Origin of the sequence: Spongiimicrobium salis (assembly GCF_043678055.1) — a bacterium.
Taxonomy (GTDB): domain Bacteria; phylum Bacteroidota; class Bacteroidia; order Flavobacteriales; family Flavobacteriaceae; genus Spongiimicrobium; species Spongiimicrobium salis.
Genome location: NZ_JBHEQA010000006.1, coordinates 1 through 25,024 on the forward strand (window position 1 = coordinate 1; position 25,024 = coordinate 25,024).

The 25,024-nt window shown below is 39.0% G+C and carries 21 protein-coding genes and 2 tRNA genes; 7 read left to right on the plus strand and 16 right to left on the minus strand.

Annotated features, from left to right (window positions below):
- Positions 1-292 precede the first annotated feature (292 nt).
- The 9 genes from ACEXOE_RS20225 to mutS form a co-directional block, all read right to left on the minus strand.
- Positions 293-784, minus strand: a complete 492-nt coding sequence (locus tag ACEXOE_RS20225) for a tryptophan-rich sensory protein (protein WP_394750681.1) — start codon at positions 782-784, stop codon at positions 293-295.
- Between the two features lie 283 nt (positions 785-1,067).
- The gene (locus tag ACEXOE_RS20230) at positions 1,068-1,820 is read right to left on the minus strand and encodes a DUF4844 domain-containing protein (protein WP_394750682.1); all 753 of its coding nucleotides are present in this window, start codon (positions 1,818-1,820) and stop codon (positions 1,068-1,070) included.
- A gap of 196 nt (positions 1,821-2,016) precedes the next feature.
- Positions 2,017-2,871: a reverse transcriptase family protein gene (locus tag ACEXOE_RS20235; RefSeq protein WP_394750683.1), complete on the minus strand. Its 855-nt coding sequence runs from the start codon at positions 2,869-2,871 to the stop codon at positions 2,017-2,019.
- Positions 2,868-3,161 (minus strand): helix-turn-helix domain-containing protein, encoded by a 294-nt coding sequence (locus ACEXOE_RS20240; protein ID WP_394750684.1) that lies wholly within the window; start codon positions 3,159-3,161, stop codon positions 2,868-2,870. Before ACEXOE_RS20240 ends, ACEXOE_RS20235 begins: the two co-directional genes overlap by 4 nt.
- A gap of 36 nt (positions 3,162-3,197) precedes the next feature.
- Positions 3,198-3,443 carry a hypothetical protein gene (locus ACEXOE_RS20245; RefSeq protein ID WP_394750685.1) on the minus strand — a complete coding sequence of 82 codons (246 nt, stop codon included), beginning with the start codon at positions 3,441-3,443 and terminating at the stop codon, positions 3,198-3,200.
- A 614-nt stretch (positions 3,444-4,057) separates the two neighbouring features.
- On the minus strand, positions 4,058-5,194 hold the full coding sequence (locus tag ACEXOE_RS20250; RefSeq protein ID WP_394750686.1) for a tyrosine-type recombinase/integrase: 1,137 nt from the start codon (positions 5,192-5,194) through the stop codon (positions 4,058-4,060).
- Positions 5,195-5,356: 162 nt separating this feature from the next.
- Positions 5,357-5,440: transfer RNA gene (locus ACEXOE_RS20255), tRNA-Leu, on the minus strand.
- Between the two features lie 35 nt (positions 5,441-5,475).
- A tRNA-Gly gene (locus tag ACEXOE_RS20260) sits at positions 5,476-5,547 on the minus strand.
- A 103-nt stretch (positions 5,548-5,650) separates the two neighbouring features.
- Positions 5,651-8,233: a DNA mismatch repair protein MutS gene (gene mutS, locus ACEXOE_RS20265; protein ID WP_394750883.1), complete on the minus strand. Its 2,583-nt coding sequence runs from the start codon at positions 8,231-8,233 to the stop codon at positions 5,651-5,653.
- Positions 8,234-8,431: 198 nt separating this feature from the next.
- Between mutS and ACEXOE_RS20270 the strand changes: the two genes are divergently transcribed.
- Complete coding sequence (locus tag ACEXOE_RS20270; protein WP_394750687.1) at positions 8,432-8,968, plus strand: RNA methyltransferase; 537 nt, start codon at positions 8,432-8,434, stop codon at positions 8,966-8,968.
- 191 nt (positions 8,969-9,159) lie between these two features.
- Here the strand turns inward: ACEXOE_RS20270 and folK are convergent, their stop codons facing one another.
- Entirely contained in the window at positions 9,160-10,290 is a 1,131-nt protein-coding gene (folK, locus tag ACEXOE_RS20275; RefSeq protein WP_394750688.1) for a 2-amino-4-hydroxy-6-hydroxymethyldihydropteridine diphosphokinase, read from the minus strand.
- Positions 10,291-10,381: 91 nt separating this feature from the next.
- Here folK and sppA point away from each other — a divergent pair, with 91 nt between their 5' ends.
- The 4 genes from sppA (at position 10,382) to tssD (ending at position 16,455) form a co-directional block, all read left to right on the plus strand.
- Positions 10,382-12,142, plus strand: a complete 1,761-nt coding sequence (gene sppA, locus ACEXOE_RS20280) for a signal peptide peptidase SppA (protein WP_394750689.1) — start codon at positions 10,382-10,384, stop codon at positions 12,140-12,142.
- 8 nt (positions 12,143-12,150) lie between these two features.
- Positions 12,151-12,861 (plus strand): queuosine precursor transporter, encoded by a 711-nt coding sequence (locus tag ACEXOE_RS20285; protein WP_394750690.1) that lies wholly within the window; start codon positions 12,151-12,153, stop codon positions 12,859-12,861.
- Between the two features lie 50 nt (positions 12,862-12,911).
- On the plus strand, positions 12,912-15,626 hold the full coding sequence (locus ACEXOE_RS20290; protein WP_394750691.1) for an AsmA family protein: 2,715 nt from the start codon (positions 12,912-12,914) through the stop codon (positions 15,624-15,626).
- Positions 15,627-15,741: 115 nt separating this feature from the next.
- Positions 15,742-16,455, plus strand: coding sequence for a type VI secretion system tube protein TssD (gene tssD / locus ACEXOE_RS20295; RefSeq protein ID WP_394750692.1), 714 nt, complete (start codon positions 15,742-15,744; stop codon positions 16,453-16,455).
- Positions 16,456-16,461: 6 nt separating this feature from the next.
- On the opposite strand, the gene ACEXOE_RS20300 is transcribed toward tssD, so the two are convergent.
- From ACEXOE_RS20300 to ACEXOE_RS20310, 3 genes are all read right to left on the minus strand, one after another.
- Positions 16,462-16,728, minus strand: coding sequence for a hypothetical protein (locus ACEXOE_RS20300; RefSeq protein WP_394750693.1), 267 nt, complete (start codon positions 16,726-16,728; stop codon positions 16,462-16,464).
- Positions 16,725-18,335 carry a hypothetical protein gene (locus ACEXOE_RS20305; RefSeq protein ID WP_394750694.1) on the minus strand — a complete coding sequence of 537 codons (1,611 nt, stop codon included), beginning with the start codon at positions 18,333-18,335 and terminating at the stop codon, positions 16,725-16,727. The genes ACEXOE_RS20300 and ACEXOE_RS20305 overlap by 4 nt, the downstream gene beginning before the upstream one ends.
- 87 nt (positions 18,336-18,422) lie before the next feature.
- The gene (locus ACEXOE_RS20310; protein ID WP_394750695.1) at positions 18,423-19,217 is read right to left on the minus strand and encodes a DUF2797 domain-containing protein; all 795 of its coding nucleotides are present in this window, start codon (positions 19,215-19,217) and stop codon (positions 18,423-18,425) included.
- A gap of 114 nt (positions 19,218-19,331) precedes the next feature.
- Here ACEXOE_RS20310 and ACEXOE_RS20315 point away from each other — a divergent pair, with 114 nt between their 5' ends.
- A complete protein-coding gene (locus ACEXOE_RS20315; protein WP_394750696.1) occupies positions 19,332-20,846 on the plus strand; it encodes a GH3 auxin-responsive promoter family protein in 1,515 nt (504 codons plus the stop codon).
- A gap of 71 nt (positions 20,847-20,917) precedes the next feature.
- Positions 20,918-21,463, plus strand: coding sequence for an alpha/beta fold hydrolase (locus tag ACEXOE_RS20320; RefSeq protein WP_394750697.1), 546 nt, complete (start codon positions 20,918-20,920; stop codon positions 21,461-21,463).
- 90 nt (positions 21,464-21,553) lie between these two features.
- Here ACEXOE_RS20320 and clpX read toward each other — a convergent pair whose 3' ends face one another.
- The 3 genes from clpX to tig all read right to left on the minus strand — a co-directional run bounded on the left by clpX (position 21,554) and on the right by tig (position 24,986).
- On the minus strand, positions 21,554-22,789 hold the full coding sequence (gene clpX / locus ACEXOE_RS20325; protein ID WP_394750698.1) for an ATP-dependent Clp protease ATP-binding subunit ClpX: 1,236 nt from the start codon (positions 22,787-22,789) through the stop codon (positions 21,554-21,556).
- A gap of 101 nt (positions 22,790-22,890) precedes the next feature.
- On the minus strand, positions 22,891-23,571 hold the full coding sequence (gene clpP, locus ACEXOE_RS20330; RefSeq protein ID WP_394750699.1) for an ATP-dependent Clp endopeptidase proteolytic subunit ClpP: 681 nt from the start codon (positions 23,569-23,571) through the stop codon (positions 22,891-22,893).
- Between the two features lie 89 nt (positions 23,572-23,660).
- Positions 23,661-24,986: a trigger factor gene (tig, locus tag ACEXOE_RS20335; protein WP_394750700.1), complete on the minus strand. Its 1,326-nt coding sequence runs from the start codon at positions 24,984-24,986 to the stop codon at positions 23,661-23,663.
- Positions 24,987-25,024: the final 38 nt, after the last annotated feature.

A 25,024-nucleotide genomic window follows, 5' to 3' on the forward strand; every position in this document is an offset into this window, starting at 1 on the left:
CTAAAAGATTAAAAATTGTAATTTTTGCTCTCATTTTTACTAAAATAATTAAGATTAAAAAATATTGCTGGTAACGGCTTCGGCTATGATTAGTACGGGAATTAAAAGTAGTGAACTTTTGATCGGGTACTGAGCCAAAACTTTTTGTTTATTTTTAGTTTTTATTTCAAAAGCCAAATCCAAAAGGTTTGGCGGTGTTTGTTGATATTCTAGCATTATAAATTAAGCAGCCTAACCCTTATTAATTATAGGCATTGTTAGCCTTTCGTTATTTTCTCAGTTATTCCAAGTATTAAATAATACCAACCTCAAACAAAGTAATTATTGTTGCAAAAGTTACCCAAGGAATGATTGGAAAAATTAGCCAAGCCGCAGTTTTCGATTTTTTGAGGACTCGGAAAAAAACATATGATGAAAGAAAAATGGCAAAAACGTTTCCGATAAAGCCTCCAATTACACTTCCAATAGCTAAAGAATAAAACGGATAACACAGACAAGAAATAATCAGAATATCAATTAATACGAGATTAGAATTTAGTTTATAGTTTTCCGATTTTCCAATAATCCATCGAGATATGGCCAGAAATGTAAACCAGATTGTCCAGACGAGGCCAACAACCCACCCTGGAGGAGTAAATGAAGGAGTTTCAACAATTTTTTCTGGAGAACGAGTACTCCATTCTAGGCTGAAAATTAAGCCGTTTATTAAAATGACACCTCCGACTACTAAAAGTAGATTGAAAATAAGAGACTGCCTGTTAGGTTTGTTGAATAGTATAGTCATAGTTTTCTTGAGTTAAATATAAGTTACTTTTATTTAGTCCTTTCTAAAATTTAATTTATTCGTTTCTCAATGAAGGCTAACGGTCTCGGCTATGATTAGTATGGGGCCTAAAAGTAATGAACTTTTGATTTAGCACTAAGCCAAAACTTTTTGTTTGTTTTTAATTTTTTGTTTCAAAAGCCAAATCCAAAAGATTTGGCGATGATAGCTGATGTTTCAAATTTATAGATTAAGCGCCAAAACCTGTATTAATTATAGGCATTGTTAGCTACAGTTTTTATTTTTAATCCCCTTCGCCTTCCGGGACAATCACAAAAGCCCATTCCGCTTCATCTGGAACTCCGTATTTCTCTAAAAATTCTCCTCCAAGTCCGCTAACTTGAGATTTTTCATCCTCTATTTCAAGTCCGTAGGTTTCTCCGAACATGAATTTTATGCCATTGTTTAATTCAAGTGTATCAGTGTCCACTAAATTAAAAACTTTAAATTCGTTCGGTTGTATTTTCAGTTTTTCTGAAACTTGAATTCCCTTCGATGTCTCATTGAAAATAAACACCTTGTAGGTTTTTCCAGTTTTCTCGTATTTAGCTGGAATTATTGAAACTTCATTTCCTTTTTGGATAAAGACATTTCCGTGTTCATCTGTCCATCTTTCTTCTTTTTCCATTTCCACTGGGTCAAATCCGTACATAAATTTATTCAACTGTCCATTCGAGCTTTCCAGTCCAACTATGTCCATTAATTGCTCAATATAAACACAAATCATTTCTCGGTTTTCCGTATCTAATTCCAGATAGTTTTCTCTAAATCTTGAAATTCCAATTCCAATCTGTTCTTGATATTCTTTGTCAGTTGGATTTTCCGATTCTGCAACGTTTTTAAAGTCAGATGCAATTTGATTGATTTTCTCTGTGAAAATTGATCGCATTTTTTCATCTGCTATTCCTGGATAATAATTTGGATAGGGTTGAGCAACAAATTTTTTCTTTGCAATGAATTCCGCAAATTGCTCATTAGCATTTTCAAGTGTTTTCACTTCAATTGCTTTTTGTCCGCAAGCAAATAAGGTTAAAAAAAGTATGAAAATTTGAATGTGTTTCGTAATTTCTCAAATTGTAGGTAACGGTCTCGTATAAGAATAGTAGCAGATTTACAAGCAATAACTTTTCGGCTAACACAGACCTTTTTTATATTTACTTACTTTCGTTTCAGCGATTAAACCGCTATTATTTTTATACATTGTTGGCAACTGGCTTTTTTCCGTAGTTAGCTCTGTCAACCTTTTCTTTATACATTTTTAGTCCAGCAATTTGTTCCGCCGTTTTATTTTCAGGCGATTCCAATTTTGCTACGAAAGATTTAGGTAATTTCAAATGATTATTCATTGGATGAAGTCCTGTAATATTTGGATTTCTAGAGTAATTTGTTTTCTTGTGGCTAATTTTATAATCGTTCGTGATAATTTCTAAAATCTGTGGAATTTTGTTCTTAAAATCTTTTGCAGAGGAAAAAGTCATATCATCAACGAATGATGTAAAAGTTGCATTGTTTTCTTTTGCAAACTCTTGTAATATATCTCCAGTTTTGATAAAAACTAAATTAGCCAAAGTTGAAGAAGTTGGTGCTCCTTGTGGAATTCTGCCTTTATAGGTCGTTAACTTTGTTAGAAGGCTTGAAACCTCTGGTGAAAACCCTTGACTTACGAACATTTTGAAAACAGCTTTATTAGTTATAGATGGAAAAAAATCTTTTAAATCTGTTGTGAATTTATATTTTTTTCCTTGGTGCTGTTTGGCGTTTGCGACGTTGTCTTTTCCTTTTACAGCACCAAACGCATAACTAGGCATTTCAATTTTGTTCAGAATGTTTCTGTGTATTCTAGTCTGAATTATTTTTAATCTTTTTGTGCTTGGATTTATTATCCTTTTTTTAGGTTCTCCTTTTGCATCTAATTTTGGTTTACCAAACTTATCTTTTTTAATTTCAATTTTCTCTCTGTAGAAATTGTCGACATTATTGAGAATTGAATTTATCTCTTTGATATCCACTTTTAAAGTAAAGGCTAGATGCTTTGGTGTGTTAATCATTGAGTAGTAAAAAATTGATTTATCAATGATTTTACCGAAGGTGCAATTATGTTGAAAGCATCTTCTTTTTCTGGACTAATATCGTCACTATCTATTGATAGGAAAAATAGAATAGGCAAAGGTGTTTCTAATTTATTCGATATTGTTTTTAAAGTCGAAAGGTTAGGTTCCTTGTTGTTATTCTCAATCTGTGATAAATAGGCTTGGGTAATATCGCAGAGTTTCGCAAACTGGTTTTGTTTTAAACCTTTTTGTTTTCTAATTGATTTTATTGCTAATCCTAAATCCATATGTTATGTATTTGAAAAAATTTATGGGGTGTCAGATCAGAAAATGTTCGGGAAATCATCAAAATTGGTAATTACTCGGTTGAGTAAATCAATTCCTTTGAAAACTAAACTCCAATCTATAGGCTTTTTATCGCTTTCTTTTTTAGAGTTTTCTAAATATCTAATTGCATTAGATAAATGAACTTTTTCTTCATCCGAGAATGAACAACGGTTCTCAGAAAGGATAGTCCTTATACCAAGTATAAGACCATCAACGTGTTGATAATTGTGTTTTTTACGCATATCTTTTATGTATTTAATTAAAGGCAATATCGCCTTGCTACATTTGCAATACGCTTGTAATTAAATCCAATATGCGTTGTTCACATTATCACCCCAAAATTATTCCTTGCTACTTAAAATAAATGTGTCATAAAGACTTTTAGCAAGTTATCAGTTTTATTCATTTCAGGTTGACTTCAAGCGTTTTTAGGGGTTTTCCTAAATGCATCTTTCCAGCTTTCCTTATTGAATGACTTCGTGTTTTCAGCGTTTGCCTAAACCGAGTTTCATCGTCGTTCTCTTTTCAGAGCGCTACGTGTCGTCGCCAATAGAACCATAATTGGTTGTGTAACTTAATACACTTTAGTAGTTTGGATATTAATTACTACAATTTTCAATACTCTTTCAAAGAACTTATGATGCAAAGATAAAAGTTATTTTGGATTCTCCAAAGAAAATTAGAAAAAATATTACTGTGAGTATATAAAAATAATGAAATAATATTCTTTAGGAAATAAATAGTTTGTGATTAGTTACGATTTTCAGCTTGTTGCCAACTTGTTTATATAGATGTAAAATACATCGATATACACCCCAAATGGGTATGTAACTGATGAAAATACATATTTTTTATTTTATAGCTCAAAATCGTCAAATGGATTTTTAATGTTATCTAGATTTGTACTACTCACATGCGTATAGATCATTGTAGTTTTTGGGCTATTATGGCCTAAGAGTTCTTGTATATATCTAATATCTGTGCCATTCTCCAATAAATGGGTGGCATAACTATGTCGTAGTGTATGTAAAGTAACACTCTTTTTTATACCAACTTTAACAAGAGCACGCTTTAATACCTGTCTAGCGCTTATGGCGGAATATTTTACGTTATTCACACCTTTAAAAAGATAGTCATCTGGTTTGTACGCTTCAATATAACGAATCAACAAAATTTGCATACGTCTAGGAATGGGGACATATCTGTCTTTTTTCCCTTTTCCTGATTTTATATGGGTAAATCCCCTTTCGAGATTTAAATCCTTGACCCTGATGTTCAAAGTTTCGCCAATACGTAAACCACAAGAATACAACATGCATAGAAGGGCCTTGTGCTTTAAGTTGGATATGGAAGCTAAAATGTCCTGAATTTCCCTTATACTAAGCACAATAGGTAATTTTGATTGCTTTTTAGGACGTTCTAATTTGCCAGGGAGTATAGTTGCCATGTCATAGTAGCTATACAAGAGTTTTAAAGCACTTATGGTTTGATTCTGATAGGTATGTGAAAAATCATTGGCAAGGATATAGCGCGTATTATAATCCTCAACTTCTGCAATGGAAATATCTTCAATAGATTTGTTGTTGTGAAAACCAAAAAATAGTAAAAGCATACTTTCATAAGTCTTAATGGTATTGATACTATATCGTTTTTGATACATCCATTTTTTCAAGACATTAATATGGTGTATTACATCTGGTCTTGGGTTTTCTTTAATTTTTATTTTTTTGGACCTGTGAACTTTGTTCACATTGGATTTCTGTTCAAATAAGGCGCTATAATCTACAAAGTATTTTCTCTTTCTCAAATAAAGGAATAGCTTGTTGGTGGTTTGTTTCGAAAATGGAATATAAAAAGACTTCAATACGGTACTCCATCGGATACCTTGAAAGTTTTTTACATATTCTTTGACCTCAGGATGATACGGAAAGTTAATCAGGAGTAACTCTTGATGTTTAAAATTGATTTTGGATAATGTAATTGTGATATTCATTTATATAGTAAATATACGAAATAAATAAACATGAAATCGCTTATATTCGTTAATCATCAAAAAGTGTTTTAGGCGGGGAGAACAGGAATACCGTATTCCGGCAATGAAGAATAAACCTTTTAAAAACAAAAAATCCTAACCATAGTTATGATTAGGATCTTGTACTCGAGATGGGACTTGAACCCATACGGACTAATGTCCATTGGATTTTAAGTCCAACGTGTCTACCAATTCCACCACTCGAGCCCATTACTGCTAGCTGGAGCAGTCGTAAACTAATGAGCGAAAAAAGGGATTCGAACCCTCGACCTCCACCTTGGCAAGGTGATGCTCTACCCCTGAGCTACTTTCGCCTGTCTTCTGAACGTGCATCTTTAACAGATGCGGATGCAAATTTAATACAATTCTAGAAAGTGCAAAAGGATTTTTCAAGGAAAAGAAGAAAACTTTTTGCCTTTAGGAACTTGCTTTTTTAGTATTACTGATTAATCTTTTGATCTCATTCAACTTCATTAAGGCCTCTACAGGCGTTAAGGTGTTGATGTCCAAATAGGTAATCTCTTCCCGAATTTGCTCTAATAAAGGATCGTCCAAATTAAAGAAACTCAATTGCATCTCGTTTTGTGCTACCTGCAATTTATCCGTCAGCTCCTCACTGGAATGCGATTTTTCCAATTTCTTAAGGATCTTATTGGCTTTTTGGATGACTTGCTGTGGCATTCCCGCCATTTTGGCCACATGGATCCCAAAACTATGCTCACTGCCACCGGGGGTCAATTTCCGAAGGAAGAGTACTTTGTCTTTCAATTCTTTTACGGAAACATTGTAATTTTTAATCCGTTCAAAGGTGGTGGCCATTTCATTGATTTCGTGATAGTGCGTCGCGAATAGAGTTTTGGCCCTGGCCGGATGCTCGTGCAAGTACTCGGAAATGGCCCAGGCAATGGAAATCCCATCATAAGTGCTGGTACCCCGCCCAATTTCATCCAATAGCACCAAGCTGCGCTCGGAGAGATTGTTCAGGATAGAAGCGGTTTCGTTCATCTCCACCATAAAGGTAGATTCTCCCATGGAAATATTATCACTGGCACCCACTCGGGTAAAAATCTTATCCACAAAACCAATGGTGGCCGATTCTGCAGGCACAAAACTTCCCATCTGTGCCAAGAGCACAATAAGGGCAGTCTGTCGTAAAATGGCCGACTTACCACTCATATTAGGGCCGGTAATCATAATAATTTGCTGTTCCTCACGGTTCAGAACAAGGTCATTGGCAATATAAGTTTCCCCTAGGGGCAATTGTTTTTCAATGACCGGATGCCTCCCGTTTTTAATAGTGATGGCCGTGGAATCGTTCAATACTGGGGCCACATAATTGTTTTCTTTTGCCAATTGGGTGAAACCACAGAGGCAGTCCAATTGGGCAATGCCCTGGGCATTTTGCTGTACGGCCGTAATATGCTCCTGCATCCATACGATCAATTGCGCAAAAAGCTGTTGCTCCAAACTCAGTATACGTTCTTCGGCGCCCAATATCTTGGCTTCGTACTCTTTTAATTCTTCCGTGATATAGCGCTCGGCACTCACTAAGGTCTGCTTGCGGATCCATTCCTCGGGTACTTTGTCCTTATGGGTATTGCGAACTTCAATATAGTAGCCAAATACATTGTTAGAAGCTATTTTTAAGGAACTGATTCCCGTTCTGGTTGTTTCCCGCTCTAGCATTTTGTTGAGGTAGTCCTTGCCAGAAAAGGCCAAGCCCCGCAACTCATCCAGCTCTGCAGAATAACCTTCGGCAATGGTACTGCCTTTAAGAATATTTACAGGCGCTTCCTCGCTGATCATTTCCTTGATTTTGGAACGCAAGGCTTCACAGGAATGCAATTGCTCCCCAATACCTTGCAAGGCAGGGTCTGTACTCTGTACCGCCAATTGTTTTATGGGCACCACGGCTTCCAATGAATTTTTCAACTGCACTACTTCTTTTGGACTTATTTTTCCCGTGGCCACTTTGGAAATCAGCCGCTCCAAATCCCCGATCTGTTTGATCCAATGCTGTAATTTTTCCAAATGCTCTTCCTCGGTCATTAAGTGGGCAATGACCTTATGCCGTTCCTGTATTTTTTCCAAATGTTTTAGGGGGAGGGCCAACCAACGCTTTAAGAGGCGTCCGCCCATAGGGGAAATTGTCTTATCGATGACATCGATAAGGGTTACGGCATTGGGATTCGTGGAGTGATAGAGTTCCAGATTTTTAATGGTAAAGCGATCCATCCAGATATAATCCTCATCGGCAATACGCTCAATGCGATTAATATGTTGCAACTGCTTGTGCTGGGTCTCTGCAATATAGTGCAATGCGACTCCGGCAGCTATGGTCCCCTGTTTTAAATGGGCTACACCAAATCCTTTTAAGGTAGTGGTCTTAAAATGTCCGGTAAGCATTTCCAAGGTATAGTCTTCCTGAAATACCCAGTCTTCCATAAAGAAGGTGTGGAACTGAGATCCAAAGACCGCTAAAAATTCTTTTTTATGAACCTTGGACAACAAGACTTCGTTGGGCGCAAAGTTTTGTAATAATTTGTCGATTTGCTCAGCGGTTCCCTCCGCTACTAAAAATTCCCCAGTGGATATATCCAAAAAGGAAACCCCTATTAATTTTCTTCCAAAATGAACGGCACAAAGAAAATTGTTGCGCTTGGAATGTAAAATGTCATCGTTTAAGGAAACCCCGGGAGTGACCAATTCGGTAACACCACGCTTTACAATGGTCTTGGTCTGTTTTGGGTCTTCCAACTGATCGCAAATGGCCACCCGTTGTCCGGCCTTTACCAATTTGGGCAAATAAGTGTTGATGGAATGATGCGGAAAACCGGCCAATTCCGTCTTTTCGCTGCCATTGTTCCGATGCGTTAGGATAATACCTAATATTTTGGAAGCCTTTATAGCATCCTCGCCAAAAGTTTCGTAAAAATCCCCAACGCGAAACAAGAGCATAGCATCAGGATATTTGGTCTTGATGGTATTGTACTGTTGCATTAAAGGGGTAACCTTCTTTGTCTTTTCTTTTTTTGCCAAAATAATATACTATTGCGATTCCATAACTTCCGTGTATTTTTGCCCAGAAATTATCTTAAAACGAATGTAATATTTTCTGAAAACGCATCAAACTGTTGTTGATATTTGAGGATAACTTTGTGTGCTTTACCGCCAGGGAATAGAAAAGGAAAAGGAGTCATGCGAAAATTAAAGAATGCCGAATTGGATCGCTTAACCGTTGAGGAATTTAAGGCCGTGGAAAAAACGCCTTTGGTTTTGGTGTTGGATAATATCCGTAGCTTAAACAATATTGGGTCTGTTTTTCGTACGGCCGATGCCTTTCGCGTTGAAAGAATATACCTTTGCGGTATTACGGCGACCCCTCCGCATAAAGACATTCATAAGACGGCTTTAGGGGCAACGGACAGTGTTTCCTGGGAATACCGCGAAAGTACCTTGGAATTAATTCAAGAACTCAAGGCTTCGGGATACACCACATTGGCAGTAGAACAGGCAGAAAACGCCCAAATGCTGCATGATTTTCAAGTAGCAAGAAAACAAAAGTATGTATTGGTCTTTGGAAATGAGGTCAAGGGCGTGGCCCAAGAAGTGGTCTCCGCATGTGGGCAAGTACTGGAAATTCCGCAACAAGGTACCAAACACTCTTTGAACATTTCGGTAAGTGCCGGGGTAGTGGTCTGGGATCTTTGGTCCAAGCTGCAACGGCAAGGATAACCATAAAAAAACCCAACCGAAGTTGGGTCAACAAGTATAGTCTGAATTTGGTTGGTTTGTCTATTTACCAAGGGGAGCGCCTCAACATCACACCACATGATGTCTCGAAATACGGAAACGAAAATGCTCGTTTCTACAATGCAATAAAGAGATTATTTTTGATAGAAACAAAGAAAAATGCTAAAATTTTGTTAATGTGGAAGGTTGACGGCAAATTCCAGTAGCTTATCGAGAATAAAATTATAGTCCTTTTCGTGGGCCACAAAATCCAATTCACTGATGTCGATCACCAAATTATTCTTTTCGGGATAACTCTTGATAAAGTCAAAATACCCTCGGTTAATTTTTTCTAGATAGTCAGGAGCAATATTCTGTTCGTACTCCCTTCCCCTTTTTTTAATGTTGTCCAACAATCGTGCGGTATTCTGGTAGAGGTATACGTAAATCTTTGGTTTTTTTACCTCTTTGTACATCAGATTGAACAGTTTTCTATAGAGGGCAAACTCCTCATCCTGTAAGGTGATCTTGGCAAAAATCAAGGACTTGTAAATATCATAGTCGCTGACCATAAAGCTCTTAAAGAGATCGTACTGACTGGTGTCGTCCGAAAACTGTTGGTAGCGATCGGCGAGAAAGGCCATTTCCAAAGGAAAAGCATACCGCCCGGGGTCTTCGTAAAACTTCGGCAAAAATGCATTGTCGGCAAAACGCTCCAATACTAATTTTGCATTAAATTCTTCAGCGATCTTTTTCGCCAAAGTAGTTTTTCCAGCACCGATATTTCCTTCTATGGCAATAAAGTTCAAGTGCGAAAATAATTCGCCCGAATTACGGAATAACTGGTGTTCCGTACGTTCCAATACGCTCTTGTCGCGGCATTCCTGGATGAGGTTTCTTGTGTCTTTTGCCAATATAGGATGATAGAATTGTGGGGCAATATCGGATAAGGGCTTCAACACAAATTTCCGATACTGTAACTCGGGATGGGGAATGACCAGATGGTCCGATATCACTACTTCATGGGCATAATAGAGAATATCAATATCAATGGTCCTGGGTTGGTAACCTTCTTCCTCATAACGAATGCGTCCCAACTCCTTTTCTATGCGCAATACCTCTTCCAATAAGCGTTGCGGCGATAGTGTGGTTTCCAAAGAAAGACAAGCATTGTAAAAATCTTCCCCTTCAAATCCAAATGCGGGCGTCTGGTATATGTGGGATAAACGCATCACCTCCCCAAGGCGATCATGGATAAGGAATACGGCCTTCTGTAAGTTGTTCAGCTTATTGCCAAGATTGCTCCCGAGGGATAAATATACCATGCTAAAAATTCTTCTTATATTGAAGAAACAAAATAAGTAAAAGAATTTCACATTAGTTATCTTTACCTCTTAATAATAATCAAAAATTAGAATGAAATTTCTTGGAAATGTATTGGCCTCTATTTTAGGGGTGCTCATTGCTTTTGGAATCCTGTTTTTTATGTTTCTGATCTTTGTTTCCCTATTGGGGAGCCCAGATGATAGTGCAGTAATCAATAGGAACTCGGTCTTGGAGCTGCGGGTTGAAGATGCGGTCAATGATTATGTGGGCAATGCTACAGATGATCCTTTCTCTGGATTTTTTGATGACTCACAGGGATTGGATGAGATCATACATGCCATTCAGATTGCAAAAGAGGATACGAAGATCAAAGGGATAAGCATCAATAACAATTTCCTGATTGCCGGCTTGGCACAGACACAGGCCATAAGAAATGCTTTGAAAGATTTTAAGGAGAGTGGTAAGTTTATCTATGTCTATGGCGATATCTACACGCAAAAAGATTACTATCTGGCCAGTGTTGCCGATCAAATCTATATCAATCCGGTAGGCGGAATGGATTTTAAAGGATTGGCTTCGGAAGTATTGTTTTTTAAGGATTTACAGGAGAAGACAGGGGTTAAGATGGAAGTGATTCGTCATGGCAAATATAAAAGTGCCGTAGAACCTTATTTGGCCAATGAGATCAGTGAAGCCAATAGAACCCAAATTAAAGAACTTATTGGTTCCTTATGGAATTCGATGTTGGAAGATATTTCGGAAGATAGAGATCTTAGTATTGCAGATTTAAATGGAATTGCCGATACCTTGGGTGGAAGGACCCCGGAATTGGCGAAGGCCTCGGGCTTGATAGATGATATTGTCTTCTATGACGAATATGAAGCCAAGATCAAAAAAGCGATGGATGTGGACGAGACTGATGCCATAAGCTATACCAGCCTTAAGGATTATATTTCCTATGCCAATACCAAGAAGGTCTATAGTGGTAGGGATAAAATCGCTATTGTATATGCCCAGGGAGAGATTTTGTATGGGGAAGGAGGCCCCAATACCATTGGGCAGGGGATTATTAATCGCGCCTTGATCAAAGCGCGGGAAGACGATCGGGTCAAAGCGGTAGTGCTGCGGGTGAATTCCCCAGGGGGGAGCGCCTTGGTGTCCGATGTGATCTGGAGGGAAGTAGCCTTGACCAAAACCGTAAAACCTGTAGTGGTTTCCATGGGCGATGTGGCGGCCTCGGGAGGCTATTATATTGCCGTGGGTGCCGATAAGATATTTGCGGAGCCAACCACCATTACCGGGTCCATTGGGGTGTTTGGTACCATTCCCAATATGAGCGAATTGGCCGGAAGAATAGGGGTGAATGCAGAACAGATAGGAACCAATAAGAATGCGGTGGACTATTCCTTGTTTGACCCCATGACCGATAATTTCCGGGCCTTGATCCAAGAGGGAATCGAGGAGACCTATCAAACTTTTTTAAATCGTGTGGCCCAAGGTCGTAATATTACTGTAGAAGAGGCAGATGAGGTGGCTCAGGGACGGGTATGGAGCGGCGTAGATGCCCAGCGCTTAGGCTTGGTCGATGAATTAGGGAGTTTGGATGATGCCATTGCCGAAGCTGCGAATATGGCCGGGTTGGATACCTACGGCATCCGAAGCTATCCAAAATACAAATCGGCCTTCGATGAATTTATGGAAGATTTTGCAGGAGCCAGTGTAAAAACAAAAGAGCGTTTCATTGAAGAAGAAATAGGGTCTGAACTCTATGGAATCCTAAAAGACATGAAAGCGGCCATGAATCAAAAAGGAGTTCAGGCCAGAATGCCATTTAGCTTGAGAATTCAATAAATTTGGGGATGACGGATAAAGATAAGCGTTTGGCCCATAAAATATACTTGTATTTAGGGGCTTTGTTCATCACCTCCTTGGTTGTGGGCAATCTTATCTTTCAAAAGTTTATTTATTGGCAGCCTTTTGGAGATATCTCGGTCCTTGGAGCTCCCTTATTCGAGGTCTCTGTGGGCATATTGCCTTATCCCATTACTTTTTTGATTACCGATTTGATTTCTGAGATTTTTGGGAAGAAAAAGGCCAATCAGATCGTAACTGCTGGGATTTTTGCGTCTTTCTTTTCCATGGGGATCATTCTATTGGGCGATTTGGCCCCGGCTATAGCTAACTCTCCGGTAGATGATGCGATTTTTAGTAAAGTATTTGCCTTGTCCCCAATAGCGGTATTGGCTTCCATGATCGCCTATCTTTTGGCGCAATACGTAGATATAGCGGTCTATCATTTTTGGAAACGCCTTACCAAAGGGAAGCATTTATGGTTGCGAAATAACGGATCTACCTTTTTATCACAGTTTATAGACACCTTTACGGTAGTACTGCTTTTATGCACCTTTAAGGTGTTGCCCTGGAGTCTTTTTTATGGATTGGTGGTCAGCGGTTTTATTTTTAAGATTTTTATAGCATTTCTGGACACCCCTTTTCTGTATTTGTGCGTATATATCATAAGAAAACGATTTCATTTGGAAATTGGAGAGGAAATCGATTTGGAAGCATAATAATCGCATCCTTTTTTTAGTTCTTATCAAACACACACAACAGCAACAACATGAAAAAGAAAAAAAAGAAGAAAAAGAAACTCCTAAAGCGTATCGGTATAGGGGTTGTACTGTTTTTGATCGTATTGATTTCAATCCCCCTTTTCTTTAGCTCCAAGATTGCCGATATCGTTAAAAATAAAGTGAACAATAGCGTTCATGCCAGTTTCGATTTTAGTGCTGCGGATGTCAGCTTATTGTCCAATTTTCCACAGGCCACATTGACTTTGGAAGACATTTCTTTGATCAATAAGGCTCCCTTTGCAGGAGATACCTTATTTGCGGCAAAACAGGTAGAATTGAAACTCTCCATAGGTGAACTGTTCAAGGGAGCCGATGACCCTATCGCCATTAAAAGCCTGAATGTGGACGCTGCTGTACTTTCTATATTGGTCAATGAAGAAGGCAGTGCCAATTACGATATTGCCAAAGATGAGGGAACGGCAACAGAAATCACTGAGGAAGATAGTGCATCGGGGAATTTTATCTTTTCCATGGAATCCTATGCGATTAGTGATGCTACCATACGATATGAGGATGCGGCTTCTAAATTGGTCTTTGAGCTATTGGAAATGCAACATACAGGAACTGGAGATCTATCTTTGGAGAAATCGGAGTTGGATACCCAAACGGAAGCCCTGATTTCTTTTGAAATGGATAGCACCAATTATTTGAATAAACATAAAATACAATTGGATGCCCTGATAGGAGTCGATTTGGCCGAGAGCAAATATTCCTTTTTAAAGAATGAAGCCTTGGTGAATCAACTGCCCTTGGTTTTTGACGGTTTCATACAACTCCATGAGGATCATCAGGAAGTGGACATTCGTTTTAAAACACCTTCTACAGATTTCAAAAATTTTCTGGGGGTAATTCCAGAGGCTTACTCCCAAAATATAGATAATGTGGAGACTACGGGCAATTTTGCAGTGAATGGCAATTTCAATGGCATTGTGGACGACACCCATATTCCGAAATTCAATATTAAGATTAAATCTGACAACGCCTCCTTTAAATATCCCGATTTGCCCAAGGCGGTACGGAGTGTATATATCGATACCGATATTGTAAATGCTACGGGAATTACGGAAGATACGTATGTGGATATGAAGCGCTTATCGTTTAAAATTGACGAGGACCACTTTAATATGACTTCCAGAATCGCCAATCTTTTGGGGAATACCCAGGTAAATGCACATGTGGATGCGATCATGAATTTGGCCAAGCTTTCCCAAGCCTATCCCATGCCCGAAGATTTAGGGTTAAAAGGGATTCTAAATGCCGATGTGACCACTAGTTTTGACATGAATTCGTTGGAACAAAAGGCCTATGGAAATACAAAGGTAGAAGGGCAGTTGGGATTGAAGGATTTTGAGTATGCTACGGAAGAATTACTGCATCCGGTACAAATCAATACTACTTCGGTGAGCTTTACGCCACAACGGGTAAGTTTGAATGAGTTTGATGGGAAAACGGGACAAACCGATTTTCAAGCAAAAGGAACCATTGATAACCTCTTAGGGTTTTTATTCAATGATGAGAAGGTGGAAGGGAACTTTGATTTACGTTCGGATACTTTTGCCCTGGCCGACTTTATGGTGGAAGAGGATGCGACTGCGACTACGGAAAGCGAAACTTCCCAAGATACTGAAACGACCACAGCTCCTTTGGAAAGTATAAAAATACCTTCATTTTTGGATTGCACCATTAAAGCTTCGGCCAATAAGGTGTTGTACGATAATTTAACCTTGGAAAACGTTAGTGGTAATCTTGTGATCAAAGATGAAAAAGCGGTCTTGTCCAATATGACTTCCGCAATTTTTGATGGGAAGCTTTCCTTTGGAGGCGAGGTATCCACTAAAAAGGAAACGCCCACTTTTGCCATGAAATTGGGGATGGACGATTTTAAAATTGGGGAGACCTTCAAGGCCTTGGCTTTGTTCGATGCTTTGGCACCTATTGCCAATGCCTTAAGAGGCAGATTGGATTCTGATATTGAAATCTCGGGAAATTTAAAGGATGATTTAACACCCGATTTGGGTTCTATCTCTGGAAATGTCCTGGCAGAACTCTTAGGGGCCAGTGTAGATGCGGATAAGGCAAAAGTGCTTGCGGGCCTGAGCAGTAAATTAAGCTTTATTGAACCGGAAAAGCTAAATCTAAAGACCTTGAAAACCATATTTTCTTTTTCGGATGGGCAAGTAAAGGTGAACCCTTTTACGGTAAATTATCAAGATATCGCTATCAATGTATCCGGAAGCCATTCTTTTGATAAACAATTGAACTATGAAATGGTCTTGGATGTTCCTGCAAAATATCTGGGATCCGAAATAAACGGACTCATTGCCAAGATAGATGATAAGGATTTGGATAAGCTTACGGTACCCGTTAAAGCAAATATTGGAGGTGGGTATACCAATCCAATGGTACAAACAGATCTTACTTCGGGCGTAAAGAATTTAACGGCACAGCTCGTGGAAATTCAGAAGCAAAAATTACTGAACAAAGGAAAAGACAAAGCAACGGATCTGATCACAGGTATCTTGGGCGGAAATAAAAAGGATAGTACTGCAACCGAGGGCAAGAACGAGGTAAAAGAGACCCTAAAAGGCCTGCTGGGAGGCGGAAAAAAGAAAGATACTGCAGAGAAAGAAGAAGGTGCCGCAAAAAAGATCATTGGAAATCTCTTTGGAAAGAAAAAGAAGAAGAAAGATACGGTACAGTAGACCATAAAATCCTAGAAGGGAGTCTTGATGGTATTTAGACGAAATCCTTAGAAATTGTACGGGACTTAGAAGATGAAATTGTATTTTAGAAGTCAATTGCAAAGCGTGGAACTAGATGAGTTTTTTAGCTAAACTTTTTATCAATAATAGAGTGATCAATGTGCTGGATACCAATATACAGTTTTATCAGCAGGTAGATTATAGTACGTTGCAACCAGAATCTATCCCCAATGGTGGCTTGTTTACCATAACGATAGAAGCGGATGGCGCTGCGGATCTTCTGGGCTTGGCCCTATCCCCAGATACGATGAGCCGGGGGTATATCCGTTTTTATAAGCGTGATGGTTTCTCTAAATTAACGGACTATGAATTTTTTGATACCTATGTGGTGCAGTACGAACGCCATTTCAGAGCTTTTTCCGGAACACCCGCTACAGATACGTTTACCTTCTCTCCCGGAATTTTGCGCATAGGTGATATGGTCTTCGAAAAATCATGGAAAGTAACCGATTTAAACAATTATGCAGCACCCACTGCTCTAGAACCTGAGATGGAATCCGAGAAAAGCCCTAGGATTGTAGACTATTATATTACGGATAATATGAACAATCGGATCGAAAAGGCAGAAATAGGGGAGACCATTTTTCTCAATATTAAGACCAAAGATATGATCGGAGAAGATATGACCATCAGCCTTAACGATCAAACGGTAGATTTTAAGTATCAAGGAGAACTGCTTGCCGACGATACGCTTCGAAATATTCAAGTGAAAAAGGATATGGAGAAAATTGAACTGGAAGTAGTAGCGCAACAGAAAGAAGACCTCTGAGTCTACCTATTTTAGGGCATCCGCAATGAAGTAGATGCATTGAATGAGTAAAATACCCACAACGCCTCGAAGAACACCCAAAAGAATAAGTGGCCGTACCTTGCGTCGGATAAAAAAATAATCCAGCAATATAAAAAGAGGAATGGCGATCAAGCCAACAATACTACCTACCCATAGCGCAATTTCGTCCCAATCAATGTAGTAGCGAATCAAGAGTATAGAGGTGATTAAAATCACCATACTCCATAAACAATAGGTGAGCCAGGTCTTCATCGTTGATATCCGGGATTTTTACCAGAACCAAAGGCGGCTCTGAGCTGAGATTCTACATCAGAATACAACATTTTGTGACTCAAACTATGGGAAACCGTTGCCAAATACGGAAGACTCCCGGGTTTCGGGTCAAGTTTTTCATTTTCTTGATCCGCCGTGGTGACCAGGTCCGCATGAAATTCTTGCATCAATCGCCGGTATACGACGAAATTTCGCTTTAAGGCTTTTGCCTGCCGGTCCGTCTCCTTGGTAATTACCCATTCCAATTTATTGATTCCATCAATAATGGGAGTAAGGGTGTCCGGTGGGGCAAGTTGACTAAGCAACCGCATAAGCAGTTCTCTTATGGCATCGGGTCTATTTTCTTTGACACAGTTTTCAATACCGGAAATAAACTGGTCGTATTCCGCTTTTTTGTTTCTACTATCATAGGCGTCATGTGTAAAAATAGGAACCGGGATAATTTCACGTGCCCCATTGACCTGATTTTCGGGAGTCCAGCTCGTATCATCGATACGATCGGTAATCCCTGTGCCCCCAGGGCTTGAGATACGGTCCAAAAGGCCAAGGAGATAGCTGTCCTCAACACCATTTTCTATGGCAAAAAATCGATTCGCAATTCGTAAGACACCCAGAAAATCAAAATCCTCAAAAAAGGCATCACGATCATATCCTCCTGCACGATTGGCGCGATTCCGCTGGAAGATAGGCCTTTGTGTACTGGCCCATCCTAGAATTTCACCAAGACGTGCCAACAATTCTGCTTTCTGGTTGGATAACACCCCGGTATCTTCAAGTTGGTTTACATAGGCAATGATCTTTTCAAAAAGTGCTTCGATGCCTTCCAGCAGATTTGCTGTTTGGGTCCATAGGGGAGGGCCTTCGGTGGTATTGTCCAACCGGCCCCTAAAGGTTCCCAAGGCTGAGAAAACGTCAAAATCCGTAGCCTGGATGGTCTCAATGGCATTTTTAAAATCACTGCTCTTGAAATTAGAAAGCAAAACCTCTAAGTTTTTCAAGCTAAAATCGGCCACAAAACGTTGCGTAATGTCATATTCATTATGCACATTGATAATTTTACAATCAGGATGCAGTTTGTTAAGATTCAATTGATGTTGTTCCTGAAAAAAAGGAGTTGACAAGTAGGTAATACTTTTTACGGACCACTGTTGGGGGAAGTTTTCTGCAGTCGCAATGATCTCTGTAAATTGATTAATGACATTGCCACCATGGGAATGCCCTATGAGGTGCAGAAACACTTCTTTGTCGGTCCATCCGCTATACACCCTTAGAAAAAGATCCAATAACCTTTCTGCGGCCCGAGTTCTGGCTTCATGATTGTTATCTCCAGACCAACTAAAAAAACTATCTTCAATATGGAGGTCCAAATATTGTGGTTTTAATGCCTTAACCTGGCTCCACAGATTGTTAAGATCTCCATTTTCTCCTTGCCAGTAGGTTTTATTGGCTTGATGATTTGCAGGCACCGTATTAATGGGGTCCGTTGTACCCGCAACGAACATTACAATATCTTTTACCTCTAAAATGTCTACACTGGCCGATCGCTCCTGGCCCGCAAGCTGTAATTTAAACGTATGTTTACCCATAGCCTTATAAATATACAGCTATTTTAAATGGAAAAATAGGTGGGATTAAATTATTCGTTAAACCGTAAAAGGTTTTGAAGGAAGCTTTTAGGTTAAGCCTATGCCAACATATAAGCCTTCGTTTGCCCTAATGTTAAATACGGTATTGTCTTCAAAAATGAGGTATTGCCCCTTTATTCCTTTTAATATACCTGCATACTCCTGTGCTTTGACCAAGTTTAAACTTTTAACTTTTTCCGGATATTGCAAGACCGGAAAATCTAAATGGGTTTCTCCATTTTCCTCAATAAAATAGGCCTTTGCTTCTTCTGGGATATACGCTTTTAGGGTGTTTCGCCAAGTGATGAGGTCGGCATCTTCTATGGAATTGGTCAACATTTTGCGCCAATTGGTCTTGTCGCTTACATGTTCTTTTAGGGCAACTTCGGTGATGCCGGCCAAATATCTATTGGGGACTTCCACAATTTCAATGGCCTCATGTGCGCCTTGATCGATCCAACGTGTAGGCACCTGGGTTTTACGGGTTACCCCCACTTTAATATTACTGGAATTGGCCAAATACACAATATGGGGTTGCAATTGCACTTTTTTTTCGTAGGCCAGATCACGATCTTCCTTGTCCAAATGCGCCGTGCTCAGTTCTGGTCTCATGATCCAATCGCCGGCAGAGGGAATTTCAAAAAAACAACTTTTACAAAAACCTTGTCGGTAAATAGGGCGTTCCCTTCCACAATTTAAGCATTGGTATTTTATAAAATGCAGCTTTAACTCCTTATTCAATAGTTGGTTCATATGTAAAAAATCTTGCTCAAAAACCAAATAATACTGAATGGGAGAACCCATTTCACTCTGCATTTTACGTAAAACACCTTCGAACTGCATAAAAGCTTTATATTTATTAATGAATCAATTTGAAAATGATAACTTTTAAAACTATTTTTAGCTAAACAAATCCAACTTTAAAAACCTGTATAAAACAGGGTAAAGATACCTAAAATGCCAATACCATTATTCAATTCAATAGCTTCTTGGCTGTTAAAAAAGCGCTATCACCAAATAGAACTTTTTTTAAAGTATCCTGCTGAGGTACAGGAAGAGGTATTGCATCAATTGGTTTCCACAGCCAAGGATACGGAAATGGGAAAGCGTTATGAATTTGATACCATCAACAATTATCGCATGTTTGCGGATAGGGTTCCCATTCAGAATTATGAGGAAGTGGAATCCATGATCGAAAGGAGTAGAAGGGGAGAGCAGAATATTTTTTGGCCTACGGGTATAAAGTGGTTCGCTAAGAGTAGTGGTACCACCAATGCTAAAAGCAAGTTTATCCCTGTAAGTTCCGAAGCTTTGGAAGATTGTCATTATAAATCGGGGAAGGACTTATTGTGTCTTTACTTAAATAATAATGAAAACTCACAATTATTTACGGGAAAGAGCTTACGCTTGGGGGGAAGTAAGGAACTCTATAAGGACAACGGAACTTTCTTTGGCGATCTTTCCGCAATATTGATAGACAATATGCCTTTTTGGGCAGAATTGAGCAGTACCCCGAGCAATAAGGTATCCTTGATGAGTGAATGGGAGATTAAAATGAAGGCCATCATCCGGGAAAGTATACAGGAAAATGTCACCAGTCTTGCCGGAGTACCTTCCTGGATGTTGGTACTTTTAAACAATGTCCTGGAAGAAACGGGTAAAGAGCATCTATTTGAAGTTTGGGAAAACCTGGAAGTGTATTTTCATGGGGGAGTAAATTTTGCACCTTATAAGGGGCAGTATGAAAAATTGCTTCCCAGAAAGAACTTCAATTATTATGAAATCTACAATGCGTCCGAAGGCTTTTTTGCGATCCAGGATAGAAACAATGCAGATGATTTGTTGTTGATGTTGGACTATGGCATTTTCTATGAGTTTATTCCTATGGATAGTTATGGTACGCTAAAACAACAGGCCATTCCTTTGTGGGAAGTGGAAATTGGAAAAAACTACGCCATAGTCATTACTACGAATGCCGGGCTCTGGAGGTATAAGATAGGAGATACCGTACGTTTTACGTCTACGGCTCCTTATCGCATTAAGATTACAGGAAGAACAAAACATCATATCAATGCCTTTGGGGAAGAATTGATCATTGAAAATGCGGAAGAAGCCCTTAAAAATATCTGTGTAAAGACCGGAGCGGAAATAAAGGACTATACGGCAGCACCTATTTTTATGTCGGGCAAAGAAAAAGGAGCACATGAATGGATCATAGAATTTAGAAAACCTCCTGAAGAATTGGCCTATTTTACGGAATTCTTGGATAATGCGCTCAAATCATTGAACTCCGATTACGAGGCAAAACGCTACAATAACATGACCCTCAAAATGCCCATGGTACATATTGCCCGGGAAAATTTATTCTACGATTGGTTGAAATCCAAAAACAAATTGGGAGGGCAACATAAAATCCCCAGATTGTCCAATGAACGGGAGTATGTCGAAGAATTACTTCGGATGAACAAATAAAATTGAAAATTTCACGTTTTATCTACATATTGAACCGTAGCTTAACCAGAACCAACTTATAATTATTTATTATGGCAGAAAGATTAGTGGTAATCTCCGATATGTGGGGAGCCAAAAAAGGTTTGTGGATTACTTCATACTTAGGGTATCTGCAACAGTATTTTGATATTGTTTTTTATGATTGTCAACAATTGGCAAATATCAATATCACCGTAGATTCCGCAGAGAATTTACATCAAGAGTTTGTGAATGGCGGTATTGATACGGCTGTGGCACACCTCCTAAAAAAAGAAACAGAACCCAGTCATTATTTGGCTTTTAGTACTGGAGGAACTATTGCTTGGAAAGCAAGTCTTCGGGGATTGCCTATGAAGTCCTTGTACAATGTTTCGGCTACGAGATTGCGAATGGAGGAAGAGTTGATCAAAACCCCCGTGACCTTGATGTATGGAGAGAACGATAGCAATAGGCCAACCCAAGAATGGGCAGATAATCTGGAAACATCAATGGAACTCATTCCAAATTTTGGGCATGAACTCTATACGGATGAAAAAATCATCCAGAAAGTATGTAAAGATTTACTAAGTAGAGTCTTTAACATACAATACCAGAGCTAAGACGCATCTATTAATGTCCTATAAAAAATAGGCCCGTATTTCTATGCAAATACGGGCCTTTATATTTTAATTGTTCGTTATGGTACTACTTTAAGAAACGGCTTTCAGTTTCTTAATGGTATCATAGGATAATTTTTCTTCAGCATAGGCTTTCGATACTTTGAACACTTTATCGTCACTACTGGGCAATTCAAACATCGCATCGGTAAAAATGGCTTCACAAAGAGATCGCAATCCTCTTGCGCCTAATTTATATTCCACCGCCTTCTCTACAATATAATCCAAAGCCTGATCGGTGATACTAAAAGCGATATCATCCATGGCAAACAGTTTTTCGTACTGCTTAATAATGGCATTTTTAGGTTCAGTAAGTATAGCACGCAAGGTTTTCTTGTCCAACGGATTCATATGCGTTAATACAGGAAGACGCCCAATGATTTCCGGAATTAAACCAAATTCTTTTAAATCTTTGGGAATGATATATTGTAAAAGATTGGTGTTGTCCATGGCATCTTCCGCTTTGGAAGCACTATAACCCACCGCTTGCATATTGAGACGCTTATTGATAATGCGTTCAATACCATCAAAGGCGCCACCGGCAATAAATAAAATATTTTCTGTGTTGACCTCTATGAATTTCTGGTCTGGATGCTTTCTTCCTCCTTTCGGGGGAACATTGACCACTGTACCTTCCAATAACTTTAAAAGACCCTGTTGTACCCCTTCACCTGAGACATCTCTGGTAATGGAGGGATTATCACTTTTCCGGGCAATTTTATCGATTTCATCAATGAAAACAATACCGCGTTCCGCTTTTTCCAAATTATAGTCGGCGGCCTGTAGCAAACGGGTAAGAATGCTCTCTACATCTTCGCCAACATATCCGGCTTCGGTCAATACCGTAGCATCAACAATGGCTAAAGGTACATTTAGCATCCTTGCAATAGTTTTGGCCATAAGGGTCTTTCCGGTTCCGGTTTGACCCACCATCACAATATTACTTTTTTGAATTTCAATATCGTCCTCCTTGGAATGTGGCTGAAGCAATCTTTTGTAATGATTGTATACTGCCACGGACATCACCTTTTTAGTCCGCTCCTGTCCAATAATAAAAGTATCTAGGAAACTCTTGATATCCAAGGGCTTTTTTAAGACCAATTCTGAAGAAAGATCCTGACTTTTGGACTGTTTGGATTCTTCGGCAACAATGCCATGTGCTTGCTCAATACATCGATCACAAATATGTGCATCCAAGCCTGCAATCAAGAGATTGGTTTCCGGCTTTTTCCTTCCACAAAAGGAGCATTCTAAATTTTCCTTGGCCATACTGTAGCAATTACTAAGTGCTGTATCAACGGAACTATTCCCGTCTTACTTTTTAAGGTGTATTGCAATAACACCCCTACCTTAACGTAGATTTGTCGAAATTAGTTCTTTTCCCTTACTAAAATCTCATCGATCATGCCATATTCCTTGGCTTGGTCGGCTTTCATCCAATAATCCCGATCACTGTCTTCACTCACTTTTTCAAAACTTTGTCCGGAATGATTGGAGATAATTTGATAAAGTTCATCCTTTAGTTTTAGGATTTCCCGGGCTGTTATCTCAATATCACTGGCCTGTCCTTGGGCACCTCCTAAAGGTTGGTGGATCATAACACGGGAATGGGGAAGTCCACTTCGTTTTCCTTTTTCACCCGCGCATAGCAATACAGCTCCCATAGAAGCTGCCATTCCTGTACAGATGGTAGCCACATTGGGCTTGATGAACTGCATGGTATCATAGATTCCCAATCCGGCATATACACTGCCTCCGGGGGAATTGATGTAAATTTGGATGTCTTTGTTGGCATCTGCACTTTCCAAAAATAACAATTGCGCCTGTACGATATTGGCCACTTGATCATTAATGCCCGTACCTAGAAAGATAATGCGATCCATCATCAATCTCGAAAAAACATCAAATATGGCAATGTTCATCTGGCGTTCTTCAATAATATTGGGCGTCATGTTCGTAGGGTACATGCTGCTCATTATTTTATCGTAGTAGGTGCTGCTTATGCCTTGGTCCTTTATAGCAAATTTCTTGAACTCTTTTCCGTAATCCATAGGTTTTTGTCAAATTTTTGATAAAAAAAAGGTGCTAAAAAACAACCGTTTTAAAGCACCGTAAATATACTTATTTTATTTTGGAAAACTTACCCATATACTTCTTTCACGAAATCCTCGTAAGTAACTTCCTTTAATTTTAAGTTTGCTTTTTCCTTGTACAATGTAATAAGTTTTTGACTCATTAATTGTTCCGATAAGCGTTTCACCTCATCTTGATTGGAAAGTACTCTGGTAGCAATGTTATCCAATTCCTCCTCTTGAGGATTTAATTGGCCGTATTGTGCCATTTGCGATTTAATAAAGCCTTTGGCGAATTCTTTCAATTCATCAAACTGTACCTGTAAATCGTGCTCTTGAATAATTTTGCCTTCGATCAATTGGTAGCGAAGTCCTTTTTCGGATTTTTCAAACTCTTCATTGGCTTCTTCCTCGGAAAGTGGATTTTCCCCGGTCATCTGAATCCATTTTTTTAGGAACTCTGTGGGAAGGTCAAATTTGGTATGCTCAATGAAATACTCGGTGATATCATTGAGTAATTTTTGATCGGATTGCTGTACAAACTGACTTTCCGAATCTTCTTTGATTTTTTCCTGCAATTCTTTTTTGGAAGTAACCGTATCTTTTCCGAACAATTTATCGAACAACTCCTGGTCCAATGCGGCAGGTTCTCTTTCATTGATTTCTTCAATAGTAAAAGAAACTTCAATATTCTTTACATCGTCCTCTTTATCTTTGGAAACACCTAAAGCGGCCGTAAGCATGAAATCTTCTTTAAAAAGCCCTTTTGTTTTTAAGGTCACTACATCGCCCACTTTTTTTCCAACAAGACTGTCCAACGATTTTTTGCTCTTGATCTTATCCAGTTCTACCGTAGTTTTATGGCTGATCTCTTGATCTTCATGGGCAAAAGTCCCTGTTAACTCATCTTTTTTGCCGGCTTCCGTTTTGTTGACCAATTTGCCATATTGCTTCTGGATACGGTCAATTTGCTCGTTCACCATTTTGTCATCCGCAATAATCTTGTAATGCGTAATGGCTTTCTTGGATTTAAGGGCAACTTCAAAATCAGGGGCCAAGCCTAATTCAAACTCAAAAGCAAATTCTTCAGAGTCCCAATCAAAATCATCACGCTGTTTTGGAAGGGGATTTCCAAGAACGTCCAATTTTTCCTCGGTAAGGTATTTATTGAGATTATCTTGTAAAAGCTTGTTTACTTCATCGACCAAGATCGCCTTTCCATATTGTTTTTTAATCAGTCCCATGGGAACTTGACCTTTTCTGAAACCAGGAATATTGGCCTGTTTTCTGTAATCTTTTAAAATGGAATCTACCTTTTCTTGATAGTCATCCTTTGTAATGGCGACTTTTACAACAGCATTTAATTCGTCAATCTGCTCTTTTGTGATATTCATCTCTATAACTAAATTAGTAAAATGGGATGCAAAAGTAG

Excerpts from the sequence above, each read along its gene's own strand:
- ACEXOE_RS20225 (WP_394750681.1), bottom strand. The coding sequence starts at position 784 with ATGACTATACTATTCAACAAACCTAACAGGCAGTCTCTTATTTTCAAT.
- ACEXOE_RS20235 (WP_394750683.1), bottom strand. The coding sequence starts at position 2,871 with ATGATTAACACACCAAAGCATCTAGCCTTTACTTTAAAAGTGGATATC.
- ACEXOE_RS20240 (WP_394750684.1), bottom strand. The coding sequence starts at position 3,161 with ATGGATTTAGGATTAGCAATAAAATCAATTAGAAAACAAAAAGGTTTA.
- ACEXOE_RS20245 (WP_394750685.1), bottom strand. The coding sequence starts at position 3,443 with ATGCGTAAAAAACACAATTATCAACACGTTGATGGTCTTATACTTGGT.
- ACEXOE_RS20250 (WP_394750686.1), bottom strand. The coding sequence starts at position 5,194 with ATGAATATCACAATTACATTATCCAAAATCAATTTTAAACATCAAGAG.
- mutS (WP_394750883.1), bottom strand. The coding sequence starts at position 8,233 with ATGCAACAGTACAATACCATCAAGACCAAATATCCTGATGCTATGCTC.
- ACEXOE_RS20270 (WP_394750687.1), top strand. The coding sequence starts at position 8,432 with ATGCGAAAATTAAAGAATGCCGAATTGGATCGCTTAACCGTTGAGGAA.
- folK (WP_394750688.1), bottom strand. The coding sequence starts at position 10,290 with ATGGTATATTTATCCCTCGGGAGCAATCTTGGCAATAAGCTGAACAAC.
- sppA (WP_394750689.1), top strand. The coding sequence starts at position 10,382 with ATGAAATTTCTTGGAAATGTATTGGCCTCTATTTTAGGGGTGCTCATT.
- ACEXOE_RS20285 (WP_394750690.1), top strand. The coding sequence starts at position 12,151 with ATGACGGATAAAGATAAGCGTTTGGCCCATAAAATATACTTGTATTTA.
- ACEXOE_RS20290 (WP_394750691.1), top strand. The coding sequence starts at position 12,912 with ATGAAAAAGAAAAAAAAGAAGAAAAAGAAACTCCTAAAGCGTATCGGT.
- tssD (WP_394750692.1), top strand. The coding sequence starts at position 15,742 with ATGAGTTTTTTAGCTAAACTTTTTATCAATAATAGAGTGATCAATGTG.
- ACEXOE_RS20300 (WP_394750693.1), bottom strand. The coding sequence starts at position 16,728 with ATGAAGACCTGGCTCACCTATTGTTTATGGAGTATGGTGATTTTAATC.
- ACEXOE_RS20305 (WP_394750694.1), bottom strand. The coding sequence starts at position 18,335 with ATGGGTAAACATACGTTTAAATTACAGCTTGCGGGCCAGGAGCGATCG.
- ACEXOE_RS20310 (WP_394750695.1), bottom strand. The coding sequence starts at position 19,217 with ATGCAGTTCGAAGGTGTTTTACGTAAAATGCAGAGTGAAATGGGTTCT.
- ACEXOE_RS20315 (WP_394750696.1), top strand. The coding sequence starts at position 19,332 with ATGCCAATACCATTATTCAATTCAATAGCTTCTTGGCTGTTAAAAAAG.
- ACEXOE_RS20320 (WP_394750697.1), top strand. The coding sequence starts at position 20,918 with ATGGCAGAAAGATTAGTGGTAATCTCCGATATGTGGGGAGCCAAAAAA.
- clpX (WP_394750698.1), bottom strand. The coding sequence starts at position 22,789 with ATGGCCAAGGAAAATTTAGAATGCTCCTTTTGTGGAAGGAAAAAGCCG.
- clpP (WP_394750699.1), bottom strand. The coding sequence starts at position 23,571 with ATGGATTACGGAAAAGAGTTCAAGAAATTTGCTATAAAGGACCAAGGC.
- tig (WP_394750700.1), bottom strand. The coding sequence starts at position 24,986 with ATGAATATCACAAAAGAGCAGATTGACGAATTAAATGCTGTTGTAAAA.